The sequence below is a fragment of the Rhizobium sp. Leaf371 genome, assembly GCF_001424045.1.
Taxonomy (GTDB): domain Bacteria; phylum Pseudomonadota; class Alphaproteobacteria; order Rhizobiales; family Rhizobiaceae; genus Ferranicluibacter.
The window spans coordinates 379,928-399,801 of record NZ_LMQB01000001.1; the positions used below are offsets into that span (position 1 = coordinate 379,928).

The following is a 19,874-nucleotide window of genomic DNA, read 5'->3' on the forward strand; positions in this document are numbered from 1 at the left end:
CTGGGCCTGGGCCTGGGCCTGTGCCTGTGCCTGGGCCTGGGCCTGGGCGGGCTGCGGCGCGAGCGCTGCCGCGCCGAAGCCGATCATGCCGATCGCCAGCATGGCGGTTGCGGTCCTCAGCCGGTTCGGACGCGCGAAGGTGCCGGCCATGAAGAGGACGATCAGCGTGTCCAAGAGCAGAAGGATCAGCGCCGCGGTGAAAAGGGCCGGTTTCATCGACCAGGCCTCGCTGCCGATCAGGGCTTCGCTCGTATAGGGCATCGGCAGGTTGGTGCTTTCGATCGGACGCAGCGTCGCGTCGCGGGGCAGGAGGTTCAGGGCGACGAAGCCTTCCTCGGAACCGTACAGGCCGGGCGGATGCTCGCTATCGGCCACGGGCGTCACGCCCGCCGCGATCTCCAGCGGACGCGCGCCGCCGGTCTCGGTGACGAGCGTGCCATCGGCATTCATCAGGCGATAGGGCGGCAGGGCCTGTGCCGAAGCGCTGCCTTCGCTGGTGACGCCGCCGCTGCGCGACAGCTGCACGACGCGGCGCAGCATCTCCACGAAATCACCCGAGATCGGCAGGTTCGACCAGGTCGCTTCCGCGCTGACATGGAAGAGCACGATTCGCCCGGCGCCCAGCGTGCGCGTGGTGACGAGGGGTGTGCCGTCGGCAAGGCTCGCCCAGGTGCGCTGCGAGAGATCGGCCGTGGGTTCGGCCAGCACCTGCCGGTTGACGGTGATGCCTTCCGGGCGCGGCATGCCGGCAAAGGGACTGGTGGCGGGGTAGGGTGCAAGCGGCTGGGGCTCCGACCAGGAGAGCGTGCCGCCCAGCGCGCGTTCGCCCTGGCGCAGGCGCACGGGCACCAGGGGATCGTCGGCAGGGGCCGCTGCAAGGCGTGGACCGGCAAAGCGCACCAGCGTGCCGCCGTTCTCGATCCAGCGCGTCATGGCCGGCGTGGTCTCTTCCGGCAGGCGGCCGATATCGGCCATGATGACCATCGAGGGCTTCTGCTCGAGAAGCTGCGGCAGCGCGACGGCCAGATCGTTCTCCGTCGGCTGCACGAGGTCGGCATAGGGCGCCAGCGCGCGGTTGATATAGTAGAGCGGCGAAAGGAGCGGCTGCGACTGGTCGCGCGCTTCGCCCGAGAGAAGCGCCACGCGCCGGCGACGAAATCCGTCGTCCAGAAGATAGGTGCTGCCCGCCGTCGCGAGGCCGTCGATGCCGATGCGGGCGAAATCGTTGCGCAGTTCGAAGGGCGCGGTCAGGGTGCCGGAGGCTGTGGCCTCGCCTGCGGGGAAGGTGATGCTGCCGTTCGAAATGGTCCGGCCGCGCGTGTCGAAGGCGGTCAGGGCGATCGTGCGGGGTGCCGCAGTCTGAAGGCGCGTCGCGGTGATCCGCATCGCGTCCGCCTCGTTGACGGCGCCGGTCAGGGCGATCGCATCGCCGCCATCGCCCGCGATCCGTCGCAGGCTCTGCGGAGACAGGCCCGCCAGGTCGCGCATCACGGTGTCGTCGCCAGAGGCGATCCCGTCGCTGATAAAGGCGAGCGTGCCGGGGCGCGTGCCGTCGAGCCCGGTGCGCAGGGCGGCAACCGCCTGGGCGCGGTTGGGGCGCAGCGGGCGCGGCGCGGCGGCGGCAAGCCGGGTCCGGGCCGCTGTGGCCGTGCCCGGCACGCCGTCATTCTCCGGCTCTGCCGTCAGCACGAGGGAGACGGGCACGTCGGCGGATTCGGCCTCGGTGATCAAGGCATCCGCCGTGCGCACGCGGCGCTCCCAGTCGGTTGCGGTCGCCCAGCCATTGTCGATGACCAGCGCCAGCGGTCCGGCGGACGACAGCGTTCCGACCTTCGGATTGACGACGGGATCGGCGATGGCGAGGATGATCAAAGCCGCCATCAGCATGCGCAATGCCGTCAGCCACCAGGGGCTCTTGGACGGGGTCTCCTCGCGCTTCAGCACGCCGGCGAGAATGCGCAGCGGCGGAAAGGCTTCGGTCACGGGCTTGGGCGGTGTCAGCCGCAGCAGCCACCAGATTGCCGGCAGCGCGACGAGGGCGGCGAGCATCAGCGGGCTGGAAAAGACGAAGGGCAGGACGCTCACAGCTGGCCTCCATGCGTGGCGCGTCCGGGCATGCCGGAGAGGTGCATGTGCACGGCGACGAGCGCTTCAGAGGCCAGATGGTCGGTCCGGTGCGGAATGAAGGTCCAGCCCATGTGGCGAAGGGACTGGCCCAGGCTGTCGCGGCGCGCGAGATAGGCGCGGCGATAGTCCTCGGCGAGGATTTCGGCCCGGCCGGCGGTCAGCTTTTCCCCAGTTTCCGGGTCTGTAAATTCCGTGCGGCCGGCATAGGGAAAGGTTTCCTCGGCCGGGTCTGCCACCTCGATGACATGGCCGCGCATGCCACGCCGGCCAAGAGGCCCGAGGCGCTCCATGATGGCGGGGGCAGGATCGAGAAAATCGCCGATCAGCACGAGATCGCTCCAGCCGCGGATCATGCCGGTTTCCGGCAGGCCGGAGGAGAGGTCGCTGTGGATCAGCGCGGTTGCGAGCCGCTCGGCCGCATTGCGCGCGGACACCGGTTCCATGACGCCGGGGCAGCCGATGCGCTCGCCCGAGCGGGCAAGGATCTCGGCCAGGGCCAGCATGAGCACCAGCGCCCGGCTTTCCTTCGACACGGTGCCGAAGCGCGACTTGTACATCATCGACGGCGACAGGTCGGCCCAGAGCCAAATCGTGTGGGCGGCCTCCCATTCGCGGTCGCGGACATAGGTGTGGTCGTCGCGGGCGGAGCGGCGCCAGTCGATGCGCGACAGGCTTTCGCCATCCGAATAGGGCCGGAACTGCCAGAAATTTTCGCCGATGCCGCGCCGGCGGCGGCCGTGCCAGCCGGAGATGACGGTGTTGGCGATCCGGCGGGCTTCGACCATGCAGTCCGGCACGAGGGCGGCCCGGCTCTGGGCCCGCGAGAGAAGCTCACCGGAGGGCGTGCGATCGACGATGTGCCCGACGGCGTTCACCATCCGGTCAGGCCTTGAGGGTCTTGACGAGGCCGGCGATGACGTCGCGCACCGACATGCCTTCGGCGCGGGCGGCGAATGTCAGGGCCATGCGGTGCTGAAGCACGGGCTCGGCAAGGGCCGCGATGTCATCGACCGAGGGCGCAAGGCGGCCGTCGTACAGCGCGCGGGCGCGGGCCGTCAGCATCAGCGACTGGCCGGCGCGCGGGCCGGGACCCCAGGCGACGTGACGGTCGGTATCGGCATTGCCGTGGCCCGGGCGGGCAGAGCGCACCAGCGTCAGGATGGCATCGACCACGGTTTCGCTGACCGGCATCTGACGGATGAGATTCTGGATGCCCATCAACTGCGGCGCGTCGAGCACGGCTTTGACGCTGCTTTCATGGGTGCCGGTCGTTTCCAGCAGGATGCGGCGTTCGGCGGCAAGCTCGGGATAGTCCACATCCACCTGCATCAGGAAGCGGTCGAGCTGCGCTTCGGGAAGCGGATAGGTGCCTTCCTGCTCCAGCGGGTTCTGGGTGGCGAGAACGTGGAAGGGCCGCGGCAGGTCGTTGCGCTGGCCGGCAACCGTCACGTGATATTCCTGCATGGCCTGGAGCAGGGCCGATTGCGTACGCGGGCTGGCGCGGTTGATCTCGTCGGCCATCAGGAGCTGGGTGAAGATCGGGCCCGGCACGAAGCGGAACGAGCGGCGACCGGTGTCGTCCTGGTCCATGACCTCGGAGCCGAGAATATCGGACGGCATGAGGTCGGGGGTGAACTGGACGCGGTTGCTGTCGAGGCCGAGCACGGTGCCGAGCGTGGTGACGAGCTTGGTCTTTGCGAGCCCGGGCACGCCGACGAGCAGCGCATGGCCGCCGGAGAGGACGGCGAGCAGGGTCTGCTCGACCACGCTTTCCTGACCGAAGATCACCTTGCCGACTTCCGCGCGGATGACGGCGATGTCGGCCAGCGCCTTTTCAGCGGCGGCGACGATCGCCTTGTCGTCGAGCGCGGCGTCCGCCGTGTTCATCAGTCCCATCGCTCAACTCTCCGCTCGCCCGGCGCCCGATACGACCCTGATCCGAACGGGAATTTCGAATCGCATCCGCGCCTGTTCCGTGTTCCATTTCAAACTAGCTATCACCTTCAGGCTGACAAGCCATGTGCAGCGCACTATCTCGTGAGGCTCAGTCTGATAAAATGCAAGATCACGGGCAAACGGGACAGAACGATGGCAGCGGCGAAAACGGACGACACGAGCGATGCAGCCGGTCTCGCGGCGATGATCGCGCGGGCGGCGGGACAGGCCGTCACCATCGAGGGGGCGGCACCCCGTGGCGTGGCTCCCGTGGAGCGCTGGAACCCGCCCTTCTGCGGCGATCTCGACATGGAAATCCGCGCTGACGGAACCTGGTTCTACATGGGAACGCCGATCGGCCGGCCGGCGCTCGTCCGGCTGTTCTCCACCGTGCTGCGCAAGGACGAGGACGGCAAGACCTATCTGGTGACGCCCGGCGAGAAGGTCGGCATCCGCGTGGTGGACGCGCCGTTCCTTGCGGTCGAGATGACGGCGACGCTGCGCGACGGCGTGCCCGTCCTGTCGTTCCGCACGAATGTCGGGGATGTCGTGGAAGCCGGTCCCGAGCACCCGTTGCGCTTCGAGATGACCGGAGAGCATGCCGAGATGAAGCCCTATCTGCATGTCCGCGGACGGCTGGAGGCGCTCGTGTCGCGGGCCGTCACGTACGATCTCGCAGCGCTCGGCGAAGAGATCGAGATCGAGGGCGTGCCGACCTTTGCGGTGCGCTCCGGCGGCGCCGTCTTCCCGATGATGCCGGCGGAAACGCTCGCGGCTCTTGCGGAATGATCGCGGCTGGACGATGACGCTGTCATGACGGATGCCACCAACGCCACCTCGGCCATCACCGATTTTTCCGCAGCCGCATTCCGGAGCCGCGCGACGGCGCAGCGCGGCGGACCGATCGATCTTGCCTGGCGGGATCACGCCGACATTCTGCTCAATCCCGATGTCGTGCCGTATATCGAGACGCTGTCGCTCCGGGATGCCGCGGTTCTCGTGCCGGTGGTGGATGACGGCGCGGATGCCGGGGTCATCTTCACCGAGCGGACGACGACGCTGCGCAAGCATTCCGGGCAGATCGCCTTTCCCGGCGGTTCGGTCGATCCCGAAGACCGATCGGTCGAGGATGCGGCGCTGCGGGAAACCGAGGAGGAGATCGGCCTCGATCGCGCCTTCATCGAGCCTGTCGCGCGGCTGCCGCATTACATGGCGCTGTCCGGTTTCCGCATCACGCCGGTGCTCGCCGTCGTGCGCCCCGGCTATACGCTGACCCTGAACCCGGACGAGGTCGCGGGCTCTTTCGTCGTGCCGCTGTCGTTTCTGATGAATCCCGACAATCACGCGGTCGACAGCGGCCACTGGAAAGGCGCGGAGCGGCACTACTATTCCATGCCCTATGAGGGGCATCGGATCTGGGGCATCACGGCCGGCATCGTCCGGATGCTGTATGAAAGGCTTTACGCATGACCGCTGCCGCACCATCCGTCGCAGACCAGCCCTGGTTCCAGGCGCCGGCGCTCCGCCGCATCTTCGACCTCCTGAACGCGGATGGCGGCGAGGTCCGGGTGGTGGGCGGCGCGGTGCGCAATGCGTTGATGGGTGCGAAGGTCAGCGAGGTCGATCTGGCGACGACGCTGACGCCCGACGCAGTGACCGAGCGGGCCAGGGCGGCCGGCATCAAGGTGGTGCCGACCGGCATCGCGCATGGCACGGTGACGCTGGTCCTCGACGGTGTGCCCTTCGAGGTGACGACGCTGCGCCGCGACGTGTCCACGGACGGCCGGCACGCCCAGGTCGCGTTCGGAACGGACTGGGCGGTAGACGCAGCGCGACGGGACCTGACGATGAACGCGCTCTATGCGACGGCCTCCGGCGAGGTGATCGACCTCGTCGGCGGGATCGCCGACATCGAGAAGGGTATGGTTCGCTTCATCGGCCCGGCCGCCGAGCGGGTTGCGGAAGACTATCTGCGCATTCTTCGGTTTTTCCGGTTTTTCGCCTGGTACGGCTCCTTCCGGCCGGATGCGGACGGCTTGCGCGCCTCGGCACAAGCGAAGGCGAAGCTCTCGACGCTCTCGGCGGAACGGGTGTGGGCCGAACTCAAGAAACTGCTGTCGGCAAGAGACCCCGGTCGGGCGCTGTTGTGGATGCGAACCTCCGGCGTTCTCACGGAAATCCTGCCGGAAAGCGAGAAATGGGGCATCGACGCCATTCCGGGGCTGATTGCGACCGAGCAAACTCTGGGATGGCCGGTCGATCCTTTGCTGCGTCTGGCTGCCATGGTTCCGCCGGATGCTGAGCGGCTGGACGCCATGGCCTCGCGGCTGCGTCTCTCCAAGGTGGAAGGTGCGGTGCTGCAGGCATTTGCACAAGCCGGCGCGATCGCGGACGGTATAGCGGAGTCAGCACTCGACCGGCTGCTTTATCGTCAGGGTGCGAGTGGCGTGGTATTTCGCCTGAAGCTGGCGCTCGCATCCGCGCGGCAGAAGGCGGACACCGACGGGGAGGCGATGGCGACCGTCGCCCGCCTCGGGCGTCTGCTCGACCGCACGCTTGCCTGGAAGAAACCGGTATTTCCCGTGAGCGGCAGTGACCTGATCGCAAGCGGAGTTTCGCCGGGTCCGGCGATGGGGCAGAAGCTTTCAGAGCTCGAAGATGCCTGGATCGCCTCGGGTTTCCGCGAGAGCCGGGAAAACCTGCTCGCGCGCGTCACGGGCGAATAGCCGGTCTCGAATGGGCTGGGTCGCGCGAGCCGCAGGCCGGATGCCTGCGGCGCTGTTGCCTGCCTTTTTCAGGCCGCCTTCGTTTCCTCGACGATCCGCGACTTGATGTTGTCGATCATGTTTTCGCGGATGACGCTCTCGCCATGGGCCTGGCGCAGATGCTCGACGGTTCGCCGCACGATCTCGGCGTCGTTGTCGGCCCGCGTATGCCAGTCGCAGCCGGGGACCAGCGCACCACATTCAAACAGTCTCATTGTTTCCTCCTGTTCTTATCCTCCTGCCACCCCCGCCTTTCAACGCAGAGATGGCATCGGCAAACACGCGAGACCGGCGGATGGTTCCGGAAACGGCCTTGCCGTCACATTCTCGCCAGGTGAATTGGCGAGAAGGGGCGCGGGCTGAGAAACGCAAAGGAAGCTTCTGGCTTCCCGGAAACACGGAAGGACAATGAATGATCAACCGCCCCACGACAACGTTCCGCAACAGGACCGTCTCCACCCCCGTCGCCTCGCTGACGGCTGCGCTCCTCGGAATCCTCGTCGTCCAGTCGCCGGCCTTCGCGCAGGGTGCGGCCGTACCGCAGGCGACGCAGCCGCGCACCCCGTCTGCCGGAGCCACGCAGGTTCCAGCGCCGCAGGCCGCGATCACGGACGAGAAGCTGAAGGCCTTCGCCGTCGCCTATCTCCAGGTCGACAAGGTGCGGCAGGACTACACCCAGAAGATCGGCACCACTACCGATGCCGCAGCAAAGCAGAAGCTGCAGAACGAGGCCAACCAGCAGATGATCAAGGCGGTGGAAACCTCTCCCGGCATGTCGCTGAACGACTACAAGACCATCATCACGGCGGCGCAATCCGACCCGACCGTGGCGCGCAAGGTGCAGGAAAACCTGCAGAAGAGCCCGGCTGCCGCCGACTGATCGCGCATTCGGAGCGGTCCGGCCGACAGGCCGGGCCGTTTGTCCCCAGGACCGGAAACCCGTGAAAAATGCTGTAGGGCCGGGCCCTTTCCGGTGCTAAGACGTGGGCTCTAACAGACCTTTGCGAGGCCTTCCGTTTTCATGACGTCTTCCCTACAGAGCGAGCTTGCTGCCGCCATCCGCACCATTGAGAATTATCCGAAGCCGGGCATTCTCTTTCGCGATATCACGACGCTTCTCGGCAATCCGCGGGCGTTCCGCCGCTCGATCGACGAACTCGTGCATCCCTTTGCCGGGACGAAGATCGAAAAGGTCGCGGGCATCGAGGCGCGCGGCTTCATCCTCGGCGGTGCCGTGGCGCACCAGCTGTCCTCCGGTTTCGTGCCGATCCGCAAGAAGGGCAAGCTGCCGCATGATACGGTGCGTATCGCCTACAGCCTCGAATATGGCGTGGACGAGATGGAAATGCACCGCGACGCCATCACGCCGGGCGAGAAGGTCATCGTCATCGACGATCTGATCGCGACCGGCGGCACGGCGGAGGGCGCGTGCAAGCTGCTGAAGCAGATGGGCGCCGATATCGTCGCCGCCTGCTTCGTCATCGACCTTCCCGATCTCGGCGGCCGCAAGAAGCTCGAGGCACTCGGCGTCGAGGTGCGCACGCTGGTCGAATTTTCCGGACACTGAATGAAAAGGCCCCGGGCATGTCCGATGCGGAGATGCCTCTGCGGAGATGCATGGGGCCTTGTCACGTTCCCGGAGCGACTGGGGTGGCAGACGTTTCGGCGCTTATGTGTTGAAGCGGAAGTGGATGACGTCGCCGTCCTGGACGACATATTCCTTGCCTTCGTCCCGCGCCTTGCCGGCTTCCTTCGCGCCGCTTTCGCCACTGAACTGGATGTAGTCGTCATAGGCGATGGTGTTGGCGCGGATGAAGCCGCGTTCGAAATCCGAATGGATGACGCCGGCGGCGGCCGGGGCCTTTATGCCGCGCTCGATGGTCCAGGCGCGCGTTTCCTTCGGTCCCACCGTGAAATAGGTGATGAGGTCTAGCAGCTTGTAGCCGGCGCGGATGAGACGGTCGAGGCCGGCTTCGCTGAGGCCGAGCGCTTCGAGGAACTCCCGCGATTCGTCTTCCGGAAGCTGGGCGACTTCGGACTCGATGGCTGCAGAAATGACCACGGTTTCCGCGCCCTGCGCCTTGGCCATCACCTCGACGGCACGCGTATGCGCGTTGCCCTCGACCGCATCCGTCTCGGAGACATTGCAGACATAGAGGACCGGGTGCGATGTCAGCAGGTTGAGGCTCTTGAGGATCAGGAGTTCCTCGGCGTTGAGCGTGGAGAGCAGCGTGCGGACCGGCTTGCCCTCGTTCAGAAGCTTCAGCGACGCGTCCATGATGGGAAGGGCGGCGACCGATTCCTTGTCCTTCGAGCTTGCCCGCTTGCGGGTCTGCTCGGTCCGCCGCTCCAGGCTTTCGAGATCGGCCAGCATCAGTTCGGTTTCGATCGTGTCGGCATCCGCGACGGGATCGATCTTGCCCTCGACATGGGTGATGTCGTCGTCCTCGAAGCAGCGCAGAACGTGCACCACGGCATCGACTTCGCGGATGTTGGCGAGGAACTGGTTGCCGAGACCTTCGCCCTTCGAGGCGCCGCGCACGAGGCCGGCGATGTCGACGAAGGCGATGCGGGTCGGAATGAGTTCCTTGGACTTGGCGATATCGGCCAGCTTGCGCATCCGCGGATCGGGCACGGCGACCTCACCGGTGTTCGGCTCGATGGTGCAGAAGGGATAGTTCGCCGCCTGCGCCTGCGCCGTCTTCGTCAGCGCGTTGAACAGCGTGGACTTGCCGACGTTCGGCAGACCGACGATACCGCATTTGAAACCCATGGCGTGACGACCCGTCTCTACTCGTTTTGCAATGCGGTGCCTATGGGCGAAAGCGGCTGAAGGGTCAAGGGGGCGGGCCGCGTGCGGGCGTCCGGACGCTGTTGGAAGACGGGGCCGCGCCTTGAATCTGCTTGGTCACGCTTGAAACCGGTGACGCGCGATGTGATATAGCGGCTTGCCTGTTCCCGGGCCTTTTTCGTCGGAAAGGCGCTTGCTCATGAGCGATGATACCACCACCACGCCGAAGACGGTGACGCAGCCGAAGCTCCAGCGGCCGAAGCTCTACAAGGTCATTCTTCTGAATGACGACTATACGCCGCGTGACTTCGTCATCATGGTCTTGAAGATCGTGTTCCGGATGAGCGAGGAGAGCGGTTACCGGATGATGTTGACCGCCCATAAGATGGGCTCCTGCGTTCTCCTGGTCTGCGCCCGCGATATTGCCGAGACAAAGGCGAAGGAAGCGACCGACCTCGCCAAGGAAGCCGGATTTCCGATGATGCTGACCACCGAGCCCGAAGAGTGATCGCGGCCTTGAAGGCCCCGATCGTGCCGAGCGCCGGCTCGTCCGTCTAGTCGTCCTTGTTGCCGAACATCTTCTTCAGCATGTCCGCCATCGGTCCGGTCGTCGGCAGGATTTTCGGCTGGGCGTGGTTGCGCGCCGCCCGGATGTGGGACTGACCGGCGGGCTTCTTTGCGGTCGGCGCCTTCGCTCCGGGCTCGGCCGGCGGCGGGCTGCCGGTGGCAAGCGCGAGCTTGTTCATCAGCTGCGAATCCTCGGCACGGACCAGCATGTCGGCATTGTCCGCCAAAGCCTGGAGAAGCGGCTCGAGCCAGAGCCGGTCGGCCTTGGAAAAGTCGCCGAGGACGTGGCGTTCCACCTGTTCCTTCGAGCCGGGGTGGCCGATGCCGAGGCGCAGGCGCCGGTAATCGCGGCCGCAATGCGCGTCCATCGACTTGATGCCGTTGTGCCCGCCATGGCCGCCGCCCGTCTTCAGCCGCGCCTTTCCCGGCACGAGATCGAGTTCGTCGTAGATCGCGACCACGTTGCCGACCGGAACCTTGTAGAAGCGCATCGCCTCGCCGACGGCTTCACCCGAGAGGTTCATGAAGGTCTGCGGCTTCAGGAGGAGCACGCGCTCGCCTCCGAGGTCGCCTTCCGCAATCTCGGCCTTGAACTTTTTCGACCAAGGCGAAAAGGGATGACGGCGATGGATCGCGTCGAGGGCCATGAAACCGATATTGTGGCGGTTTCCCGCATATTTCGGGCCCGGATTGCCCAGTCCTGCAAAGATCAACATTGTCTCGTCTCGGGTCGTTTGCCGGTTCGGTGCAGAACGCGTCGCGTGCGTATGCTGCGGGAAGGGCTTTCTGCACCTGTCGGGGGCGTCCCTGTCAAGCCGGTTCGTGGGGGGCGAGGCCTCTGGATCGTGCTAGTTGCCCGAAATTCGGTAGCGCTGCTCGATCTCGGCCTGGGTACCGTCCGCAATCATGCGGTCGAGCACCGCCTGCATGGCGGCGATGCGCGCGTCCGGCACGGACGGGTTGCAGGCGATGCCGGAGCGTGTGGATTCGACCTTGAGGACCTCTTCGAGAGGCTGATCCTGGCTGCGGAGCTCGTTGAAGGTCTTGCCCGTGATAAGGACGAGATCGACGCGGCCGGCGAGCAGCTTCTTGATGGACAGCTCGACGCTTGGCGCCGAATCCAGATGCTGGAAACCCATGGCGAGGGCGATGCGCTCGCCGATGTCGCCATTATAGACCGCGACCGTGAAGGCCTTGGCGGCCTCGATCGAGCGGGGGAGGGCCGTGCCGCCGGAGCGGCCGACGAGCAGAAGCGCATCGACATCGAGCGGAAGCACCCATTTGAATTGCGCGGCGCGCTCGGGAAGAAACGCCGTCGTGAAGATGCAGGTTGCCGGATCCGCCTGTGCCGTTGCGAACGCACGGGCCCAGGGGACGATGTCGAGCGTGTAGTCCTGATGGATTTCCGTCAGGATCGCGCGAATCTGATCGACCGACGAACCGGTCACCACACCATTCTTCGTGAAGCCGAAGGGCGGATATTCCTCCGTCAGGAACGTCAGCGTTTTCGGGCCATCAGGAGCGGCGGCCGATTGCGCAGATGCGGCGGTCATGGGAAGAGACGAGCACAGCATGGCTGTTGCGACCGCCGTTGCGCGTCCCGCTCTCCCTGATCCCGTTTGCTGCATGCCGGCCGTCGCTCCCTGCCAAATGATCGGGCGTTGGACATGCCCGTCGGTCCGTTCGAGCCGATCAGGCCGTCGTCGCCTTGGCTTCCGAATTGCTCTCCAGCATTCTCAGCATGTCGCCGATCGGCATCGGCTTGCTGAAGAAGTAACCCTGGCCATAGTCGATGCCGAGTTTCTTCAGGAGTTCCCAGTCTTCGAGCGTTTCGATGCCTTCGGCCACCGTGTCGTATCCCATCTGGTTGGAGATGGTGCGGATGCCCTTGATCAGCATGCGGCTCTTGCGGCGGACGTCCACCTCATCGGCCGTCAGCGAGCGGGTGAACGACTGGTCCACCTTGACGATATCGACGGGGAAACGGTTGAGATAGCTCAGCGACGAATAGCCGGTGCCGAAATCGTCGAGCGCGATGCGGCAGCCGAATTCGCCGAGCTGCTTCAGCACGGCGTGGACATCCGGGCTGTCGAGCATCAGCACGGCTTCGGTGATCTCGATGACGATGCGGCTCGGTGCGATGTGGTTCTTGAGGAGCAGCGCCGCAAGCTTGTGGGGCAGGGTGGTTTCGAATTGCATCGGTGAGAAGTTCACCGCGAGATAGGTGTCGCCGGTGCCTTCCAGCCGCGAGATCGCCGCGAGATGGCCGATGGCCTTTTCCAGAATGCGCTCGCCGACGCGGCCGATCGTGCCGGTCTCCTCGGCGATGCCGATAATGCGGGCCGGGGAGAGGAGACCCTTTTCCGGATGGTTCAGCCGCATCAGCGCCTCGAAGCCGACGATGCGGCCATCGCTCATGCCGACGATCGGCTGGAGATAGGCTTCGAACCAGTCTTCGCGCAGGCCGCTCTCGATATGCTGGGCGATCTCGTGCCGCTCCCGGGCAGCGTCGAGCATCGAGGTATCGAACATCTGCTTGCCGTTCTTTCCGCCATGCTTGCGGGCATACATGGCGATGTCGGACTTCAGCAGCAGATCCGAGGCGTTTTCGGCATGGACCGGGTAGAGCGCGATGCCCACGCTGCAGCTGACCGAGAGTTCGGTGCCGCGTACGACGATCGGTTCGGCAAGGCTCGCACAGATGCCGTCGCCGATGTCGCTGGCCAGCATCTCGACGTTCTCGCCATTGATGAGGATCGCGAATTCGTCGCCGCCGATGCGCGACATGGTGTCTTCGGGCCGCAGTTTGGCGCGAACGCGCGACACGACCTGTCGCAGGACCTCGTCGCCGACCGCATGGCCGAAATTGTCGTTGATCCATTTGAAGCGATCGAGGTCGATGAACACGCAGGCGAGTTCGCCGGAACGTTCGTCGGCCTTGCGGATGCCGGCATTCAGGGCCGCCTCGAAGCCCTGGCGGTTGAGGAGACCGGTCAGGTGATCGGTCATGGCCTGCACATGGTTGCGGCTTTCGGCCTGCTTCAGCGCCGTGATATCGGTCATGACGGCGAGGGCGGCATCTTCCGTCTGCCCGTGATCGAGCGTCATGGTCTCCTGGATGAGGACGCTCATCGTCTCGCCATTCGCCTTGAGGAAAGGAACGGTCACCTCGCAGGTGTTCTGAAGCCCGGCGGCGATGCGACGGTCGCGATAGGATTCATGGGCCAGGGGGTCGAGGAAATCCGAAAACGGCCGGTCGATGACGGCTTCCCGCGCATAGCCGGTCTTGCTCAGCCAGAAGTTGCTGACGGCGACGATCCGGTCTTCCAGATCGATCGAAAACAGCATGGCCGGCGTCAGGTTGTAGATTTCGGTCGAGCGCGCATGGGCGCGGCGCAGCGCGTTCTGCTCGTTTTCGAGACGGCTCTGCATCTCGTTGAATTTGAGCACGAGCGCGCCCATCTCGTCGTCCGATTCCCATTCGACCCTCTGGCGGGAACCGAACAGGCGGCTCATCTCGATGGCGGCGGTCAGGCGCAGGAGCGGGCGGATGACGGTGATGCGATTGCCGACGATCGCCGCGATGAACACGACGGCGATGGCGACGATGAGAATGGAGAAGATAACCAGTTCGTCGGTACCGAACCGGGCGAACAGGCCGCTGCTGCGCACATGCAGCTCGACCGTTCCGAGGACTTTCCGGCCGGTCTGCGCGTCGTAGACGATGTCGCGGGACAGGATGGCATGGGTGCCGGCCGCCTCGTCGTCGGTTGCCGGATAGACGGAGGAGAGGCCGGCAGAGGTGCCGGTGACCTTGACGAAGGCGATGTTTCCGTCCGCCGCCAGCGCGTGGGCGATCCGGTCCAGCGCTTCCGTGTCGAAGTCCCAGAGCGGCTTTGCCAGCGCCTTGGCGCCGGCGTCCAGGATGATCTCGGCCGTGGCCAGCTGCTCGCGCTCGATGCGGCCGGAGGAGAGGTAGAGGAAGAGCACGATGAGCGGCGCGACGAAGACCAGCATGGCGCCGCAGACGATCGCGACGAAGCGATGTTCCACGGAATGCATCATTGTCTCGCCCCGGCAATCGCGTCTGTCATGGCCCGTTCCCTGCATTGATCGCACAAGGTTCCGCATGCCGGAACACAGCGCACAATCTTCGGCAACAAGACCACAAAAGCATTAAATGTTATTGAAGCCACCCGCCGTGGGAGCGAATGCAAAAGGCCCGCCTGCGCGATGCAGGCGGGCCTTTCGATGCGGCATGGACGCTCGTAAAGCTTACTTGAAAGTAAGGTTTACTCGGCGTTACCTTCGTTCTCGTCTTCGCTGGCAGCTTCAGCAGCCGGCGTGCCTTCTTCTTCTTCAGCCGTCAGGACGTCCGGAGCGGCGATCGTCGCAACCGTGAAGTCGCGGTCGGTGATCGTCAGCGTCGCGTTCTCGGGCAGCGTGATGTCGGAGATGTGGATGCCGTCGCCGATCTTGGCCAGACCGCTGAGGTCGACCGTGATGGCGTCCGGGATCGCGTTTGCCGGGACGACCAGTTCGATCGTGTGACGAACGACGTTGAGAACGCCGCCGTTCTTGATGGCAGCGGACTTGTCTTCGTTTTCGAAGTGAACCGGCACTTCGACGGTCACGACGCTGTTCTTCGACACGCGCAGGAAGTCGACATGCATGGTGAAATCACGCACCGGATCAAGCTGATAGTCCTTGGGGAGGACCTGGATCTTCTTGCCGTCGACGTCGATCGTGGCAACCGTGGTCATGAAACCGCCGGCATGAATGAGCCGGGTGACTTCCTTCGTCGACAGGGCGATGGAAATCGGTGTCTGCTTGTCACCATAGATGACCGCAGGAATAAGACCGTTGCGACGCAGTTCGCGGGAGGACCCCTTACCTACCCGTTCGCGCGTTTCGGCCTTGAGCTCGTAAGTTGCGTTGCTCATGGCAATACCTTTCTTGTTGTGAAGCATCCGCAGGGCGAAGCCGCCTTGCGGATCGAGGTTTCGAGGCCTCATCCGCGTTTGCCTCCAAGGGTGTCTGCGCGGACGCGCGTCCATAACCGAGAAACCCCGAAATTGCAATGCTTGCGCGCCCTCGGCCGTTCAGAGGTCGGTAACCGTTCGGGAAGAACGTCGCGGCGCGTTAAGGACCTGATGGGTATGGCCGTGCGAGATCTCATCCGTCTCTCATAGGTGTTGCATGCTGACAATTCTCTCCTGCGTAGCGCTCGACCATTCGTATCCGCTGCTGCTTGCAGCGCTTGCCGTGTGTATCCTCGGCTCCGTCCTGACGATGCGGCTTTATGCCCGCGTGCGGCGCACCCAGGGGGTCCAGAAGCTCCACTGGCTGTTTCTGTCGGGATGTATCGGCGGCTCGACCATCTGGTCGACGCATTTCATCGCGATGATCAGCTATCGCATGTCGCTCGATCACGCCTATGATCCCTTCATGAGCCTCCTGTCGCTCGCCATTGCCGTTGGCTTCACGCTGTTCGGCTTTGGCATCACCGCCGGACGCCAGACGGGTGCGACCATCGAGGTCGGTGGCGGTATCGTCGGTCTCGGCATCGTGGCGATGCATTATGTCGGCATGGCCGCGTTTCTGGTCGAAGGTTTCAAGACATGGGACCCGGTGCTGACCGCCGTCGCAATGGTGCTCTCGGTCGGCTTCGGCGCGGTTGCCACGAACCGTATCGCGCGGCCGGTTACGCGTTTCTGCAAATATGGCGGCGCGACGAGCCTTATTCTGGCGATCGTCTCGCTGCACTTCACCGCGATGGCGGGGATGACGATCGTCCCCGACCCCACCGTCCTGATCCCGGACATGGGCGTGTCGGACAGCGTGTTGGTCGCCATGGTTCTCCTGATCATGGCGGTCATGATGGCGCTCGGCGCCTCGGCCTATATCATCGATCTGAATTCCAACCAGTTGGCAGCCGAGCGCTACCGCCATCTTTCGCGGCACGATGCCTTGACCGGCCTGCCGAACCGGGATGCGCTCCATGAGCATGTCGGCGAGACGATGCGGCAGCCGCGCGACGACACGGCGCGCATGGCGGTCGTGGCCATCGGCGTCAACCGGTTCAAGGATGTGAACGATGCCCACGGGCAGGCCGTCGGCGACCGGGTTCTGCGGGAGATCGCGGAAAAAGTGTCCGGCGTCCTGCAGACCGGCGAGTTTCTGGCCCGCAACGGCGGCGACGAGTTCGTGGCCGTTCTCGACCAGTTCTTCATGAAGGCGGATGCGAAGGAATTCGCCGAGCGGATCCTGACCGCCGTCAACCTGCCGATGGATCTGGAGGGACGGCCCTTCCGCGTGACCGCGAGTGCCGGCATCGCACTCTTCCCCGGCTCGGGACAGACCGCGACCGATCTTCTCACGCAGGCGGATCTCGCCATGCAGCGCGCAAAATCAACGGGGCCGACGGCCGTCCGGTTCTACAAGCCGAGCATGGATGCGGCCACGCGCGATCGCAGCCTCCTGTCCATCGACCTTCACCACGCCATCGACCGGGGCGAACTCGAACTCTACTACCAGCCGCAGAACGATGCCCTGAGCCGGGACATCATCGGCTACGAGGTGCTGCTGCGCTGGCGGCATCCGACGCGCGGCATGGTGTCGCCCGTCGAGTTCATTCCGCTCGCGGAGCGTACGGGCTTCATCCAGACGCTGGGCGACTGGGTGCTGGAAACGGCCTGCCGCGAAGCTTCGTCCTGGGCGCAGCCGCTGCGCATTGCCGTCAACGTCGCCCCGGCGCAGCTGGCCGACAGGCTCCTGCCGCACCGGGTGCGCGACATCCTGCTCCAGACCGGTCTTTCGGCCGACCGTCTCGAACTCGAGATCACCGAATCCGGCATCATCGGCGACCAGCAGCATGCGCTGCACATCATCCGGCAGCTGAAGGCGATGGGCGTGAAGATCGCCATGGACGATTACGGGACGGGTTATTCCTCGCTGTCGACCCTGCAGAATTTTCCGTTCGACAAGATCAAGATCGACCGGAGCTTCGTCGATGGCATCGGCCGCAGCCGGCCGGCCGAAGCGATCGTGCGTTCCACGATCATCCTGGCGCGCAGCCTCGATATTCCGGTCCTTGCCGAAGGGGTCGAGACGGAGGAGCACATGACCTTCCTGCGCGGCGAGGGGTGCCTGCAGGTGCAGGGCTATCTCTTCGGAAAGCCGCAACCGCTCTCCGACATCAAGACCGCCGTCATGACGGCCGTCGAGATCGAGCTGTCCCTGGACGACGACGAGACCGTCGATCCGTCGCCTCTGTCCCCGGCCGTCGCGGCCTGAGGCCCGTTCAGGATGGATGGCGCGATGCCGCGCGTCTGGACCTGACATGGGTGAGGAGCAGCATGAGCCCGCCCGCGACGATGCCCCAGAAGGCGCCTGAGATGCCGGCGAAGCTGACGCCGGAGGCTGTCACGAGGAAGGTGATGGCGGCGCCGTCGCGGCTTTCCGCATCCTTGAAGGCGGCGGCGGCCGAGGTCGCGAAGGCGCTGATCAGCGCGAGACCCGCCACGGCCTGAATGAGCACCGGCGGCGCAAGGCCGACGAGCAGCGTCACGGTGGCCGCGAGAAGTCCGAAGACGATGTAGAAGATGCCGGCGATAATGGCCGACCAGTAGCGCCGTGCGGGATCGGAATGCGAATCCGGCCCGGCGCACATGGCCGCCGTGATGGCGGCGAGATTGACCGCGTGGCCACCGAAGGGAACGGCAAACAGCGAAAAGATCCCCGTTGCGGCAAAGAGCGGGCCGGGCTCCGGTGTATAGCCGTGGACTTTGAGCACGGCGATGCCGGGAATGTTCTGCGACGCCATGGTGACGACGAAGAGAGGCAGGGCGATGGAGACGAGGCCCGCCACGGTGAAGACCGGCATGACGAAGACCGGCTCGGGAACGAGCGTCGCGACGAGGCCATCCAGCGCGCCCGGTGGAACATCGATGCCGAAGATGATGACGAGGGTGAAGGCGAGCAGGGCGGCGGGCACCGCCAGCAGCCGGTTGATTGCTCCGGCGACGGCCCAGGCCAGCACGATCGGCAAGCCGAGGGCGGGATCTGCACCCACGGCCTTCACCGGCGCGAAACAGAGCGACACCAGCACGCCGGCGAGCATGGCGTTTGCGAGCGGCGCGGGGATCATGCCGACGAGCCGGCCAAGCGGGCGCCAGAGGCCGGCGATGACGATCATGACGCCGCAGAGCACGAAGCCGCCGGCGGCCGCCGGGAACCCGCCGGCGATCGCCCCGGAACTGGCGATGAGGGCCGCCCCCGGCGTCGACCAGGCGATGCTGATCGGAAGGCGGGTCCACACGCTCAACAGGATGGCGAGAATGCCCATGGAGACCGACAGGGCCATGAGCCCGGAGGCCGCCTCTGCCTCCGTCGCGCCCACGGCCGACAGGCCGTGCAGGATGACGGCGAACGAGCTGGCAAAGCCGACAAAGGCCGTGAGGAGCCCCATGAACAGGCTCTGGAAGGAAATGTCGCGCAGCATGATGGTCCGTCGAAAAGAATGCGGGAAAGCCGGCCGATGTCGGCCAGGGTCCGTTTCGCTGTAGCAAGTCGGAGGCTCCGAGAACACAGGCCAGCGCGATTTTTTACCGTGCCGGCGTCCTGATGCGACCTCTCTTTTCCGCTGCATGGACGTTTGGGGAAATCCCGGTATAGTGCCCGGACCGTCAGCTTTCGGGGAGGAGAGCGGATGAACCATTCGGATCACGTTCAGGCCGTGGCGCATCACGCGTCTGCGGCAGCCAGTTCGCCCGTCGCCGCGTCGTGGCGGCGATGTATGACCGTGCACGGGCTTTCGCCGGAGGAGGCGCGGTCGCCCATACGGCTCGACGACCAGGCCTTTCGGCTGGCGCGCGAGCAGAGCGGCGCCCTGCTCGAAGAGGCGCGCGGCGAGATCGACAGGCTGTTTGCGACCGTGGGGAAAGCAGGTTGCTGCCTACTTCTTACCGACGGCAACGGCGTAGCGCTCGATCGGCGCGGGGCCGCCGGCGACGACAAGGATTTCCGCGGCATCGGCCTCTGGTCCGGCACGGTCTGGAGCGAGGCGAGCGTCGGCACCAACGGCATCGGCACGGCGATTGCGGACGAGCGGCCGATCGTCATCTATCGCGACCAGCATTTTCTCAGCCGCAACACAGGTCTTTCCTGCGCGACCGCGCCAATCCGCGATCATTGCGGACGCGTAACCGCAGCGATCGATATCTCCACCTGCCGGGAGGATGCCGGGGAAATGGCGATGTCCATCCTCGCCCAGGCCGTGCGGGATGCCGCCGCGCGGATCGAATCGAACCTGTTCCACCGGGCCTTTCGCGGCCATCGTGTCCTGCTGGTGCCGGCCGAGGGCAAGACGACGCCGGCGCTGCTCGCGATTGATCGCGACGACCTCGTGCTCGGCGCGACGCGGGCGGCACGGCTGACGCTGGGGATCGACGATGTGAGAATCGCGGCCGGGATTCCGGCCTCCGATCTCCTGAACGATCGTCCCTCGGGCGACCACGAGAATCTTGACGATGCGGAGCGCGCCGCACTTCGCAGGGTGCTGTCGCGGGCGAGTGGCAATGTTTCCGCCGCGGCCGAAAGCCTCGGGATCAGCCGCGCGACGCTCTACCGGAAGATCAAGAAGCTCGCGATCGACTGATCGACGCCCTCTTCGCACCGCAGCACGGGTT

Annotated in this window: 17 protein-coding genes and 1 pseudogene; 8 read left to right on the forward strand and 10 right to left on the reverse strand. The window is 65.3% G+C overall.

What is annotated here, in order from left to right; all coding sequences use genetic code 11:
- Positions 1-108: 108 nt before the first annotated feature.
- The 3 genes and pseudogenes from ASG39_RS01685 to ASG39_RS01695 form a co-directional block, all read right to left on the reverse strand.
- Positions 109-2,085: pseudogene (locus ASG39_RS01685) on the reverse strand (BatA domain-containing protein); the annotation flags it as partial.
- Positions 2,082-3,005 (reverse strand): DUF58 domain-containing protein, encoded by a 924-nt coding sequence (locus ASG39_RS01690; protein ID WP_162242396.1) that lies wholly within the window; start codon positions 3,003-3,005, stop codon positions 2,082-2,084. The pseudogene ASG39_RS01685 and the gene ASG39_RS01690, both read right to left, overlap by 4 nt.
- Positions 3,006-3,009: 4 nt before the next feature.
- Entirely contained in the window at positions 3,010-4,023 is a 1,014-nt protein-coding gene (locus ASG39_RS01695; RefSeq protein WP_062592202.1) for a MoxR family ATPase, read from the reverse strand.
- A gap of 192 nt (positions 4,024-4,215) precedes the next feature.
- Here ASG39_RS01695 and ASG39_RS01700 point away from each other — a divergent pair, with 192 nt between their 5' ends.
- From ASG39_RS01700 to ASG39_RS01710, 3 genes are read left to right on the forward strand one after another with little or no spacing between them, the layout of a single operon-like run.
- The gene (locus ASG39_RS01700; RefSeq protein ID WP_062592204.1) at positions 4,216-4,851 is read left to right on the forward strand and encodes a DUF1285 domain-containing protein; all 636 of its coding nucleotides are present in this window, start codon (positions 4,216-4,218) and stop codon (positions 4,849-4,851) included.
- A gap of 24 nt (positions 4,852-4,875) precedes the next feature.
- Complete coding sequence (locus tag ASG39_RS01705) at positions 4,876-5,532, forward strand: CoA pyrophosphatase (protein ID WP_062592207.1); 657 nt, start codon at positions 4,876-4,878, stop codon at positions 5,530-5,532.
- The gene (locus ASG39_RS01710; RefSeq protein ID WP_062592209.1) at positions 5,529-6,788 is read left to right on the forward strand and encodes a CCA tRNA nucleotidyltransferase; all 1,260 of its coding nucleotides are present in this window, start codon (positions 5,529-5,531) and stop codon (positions 6,786-6,788) included. Before ASG39_RS01705 ends, ASG39_RS01710 begins: the two co-directional genes overlap by 4 nt.
- A gap of 68 nt (positions 6,789-6,856) precedes the next feature.
- Here the strand turns inward: ASG39_RS01710 and ASG39_RS01715 are convergent, their stop codons facing one another.
- Positions 6,857-7,042 carry a DUF1059 domain-containing protein gene (locus ASG39_RS01715; RefSeq protein WP_062592211.1) on the reverse strand — a complete coding sequence of 62 codons (186 nt, stop codon included), beginning with the start codon at positions 7,040-7,042 and terminating at the stop codon, positions 6,857-6,859.
- A gap of 197 nt (positions 7,043-7,239) precedes the next feature.
- On the opposite strand from ASG39_RS01715, the gene ASG39_RS01720 reads away from it, so the two are divergent.
- Both ASG39_RS01720 and ASG39_RS01725 read left to right on the forward strand, forming a co-directional pair.
- Positions 7,240-7,707: a DUF4168 domain-containing protein gene (locus tag ASG39_RS01720; protein ID WP_062592213.1), complete on the forward strand. Its 468-nt coding sequence runs from the start codon at positions 7,240-7,242 to the stop codon at positions 7,705-7,707.
- Positions 7,708-7,848: 141 nt separating this feature from the next.
- On the forward strand, positions 7,849-8,394 hold the full coding sequence (locus ASG39_RS01725; RefSeq protein ID WP_062592215.1) for an adenine phosphoribosyltransferase: 546 nt from the start codon (positions 7,849-7,851) through the stop codon (positions 8,392-8,394).
- A gap of 102 nt (positions 8,395-8,496) precedes the next feature.
- On the opposite strand, the gene ychF is transcribed toward ASG39_RS01725, so the two are convergent.
- Positions 8,497-9,600, reverse strand: a complete 1,104-nt coding sequence (gene ychF, locus ASG39_RS01730; RefSeq protein WP_062592217.1) for a redox-regulated ATPase YchF — start codon at positions 9,598-9,600, stop codon at positions 8,497-8,499.
- Between the two features lie 217 nt (positions 9,601-9,817).
- On the opposite strand from ychF, the gene clpS reads away from it, so the two are divergent.
- Positions 9,818-10,126 carry an ATP-dependent Clp protease adapter ClpS gene (gene clpS / locus ASG39_RS01735; protein ID WP_062592219.1) on the forward strand — a complete coding sequence of 103 codons (309 nt, stop codon included), beginning with the start codon at positions 9,818-9,820 and terminating at the stop codon, positions 10,124-10,126.
- A 46-nt stretch (positions 10,127-10,172) separates the two neighbouring features.
- Here clpS and pth read toward each other — a convergent pair whose 3' ends face one another.
- The 4 genes from pth to ASG39_RS01755 form a co-directional block, all read right to left on the reverse strand.
- Positions 10,173-10,901, reverse strand: coding sequence for an aminoacyl-tRNA hydrolase (gene pth / locus ASG39_RS01740; protein WP_062592220.1), 729 nt, complete (start codon positions 10,899-10,901; stop codon positions 10,173-10,175).
- A gap of 132 nt (positions 10,902-11,033) precedes the next feature.
- Positions 11,034-11,738, reverse strand: coding sequence for a transporter substrate-binding domain-containing protein (locus tag ASG39_RS01745; RefSeq protein ID WP_162242397.1), 705 nt, complete (start codon positions 11,736-11,738; stop codon positions 11,034-11,036).
- A gap of 139 nt (positions 11,739-11,877) precedes the next feature.
- Entirely contained in the window at positions 11,878-14,250 is a 2,373-nt protein-coding gene (locus tag ASG39_RS01750) for a bifunctional diguanylate cyclase/phosphodiesterase (RefSeq protein ID WP_062592224.1), read from the reverse strand.
- A gap of 227 nt (positions 14,251-14,477) precedes the next feature.
- Positions 14,478-15,128, reverse strand: a complete 651-nt coding sequence (locus ASG39_RS01755; protein WP_062593319.1) for a 50S ribosomal protein L25/general stress protein Ctc — start codon at positions 15,126-15,128, stop codon at positions 14,478-14,480.
- 256 nt (positions 15,129-15,384) lie between these two features.
- Here ASG39_RS01755 and ASG39_RS01760 point away from each other — a divergent pair, with 256 nt between their 5' ends.
- Positions 15,385-17,481: an EAL domain-containing protein gene (locus tag ASG39_RS01760; RefSeq protein ID WP_062592226.1), complete on the forward strand. Its 2,097-nt coding sequence runs from the start codon at positions 15,385-15,387 to the stop codon at positions 17,479-17,481.
- 7 nt (positions 17,482-17,488) lie between these two features.
- Here ASG39_RS01760 and ASG39_RS01765 read toward each other — a convergent pair whose 3' ends face one another.
- The gene (locus tag ASG39_RS01765; protein ID WP_062592228.1) at positions 17,489-18,688 is read right to left on the reverse strand and encodes a benzoate/H(+) symporter BenE family transporter; all 1,200 of its coding nucleotides are present in this window, start codon (positions 18,686-18,688) and stop codon (positions 17,489-17,491) included.
- Positions 18,689-18,895: 207 nt separating this feature from the next.
- Here ASG39_RS01765 and ASG39_RS01770 point away from each other — a divergent pair, with 207 nt between their 5' ends.
- A complete protein-coding gene (locus tag ASG39_RS01770) occupies positions 18,896-19,843 on the forward strand; it encodes a helix-turn-helix domain-containing protein (RefSeq protein ID WP_062592230.1) in 948 nt (315 codons plus the stop codon).
- Positions 19,844-19,874 lie beyond the last annotated feature (31 nt).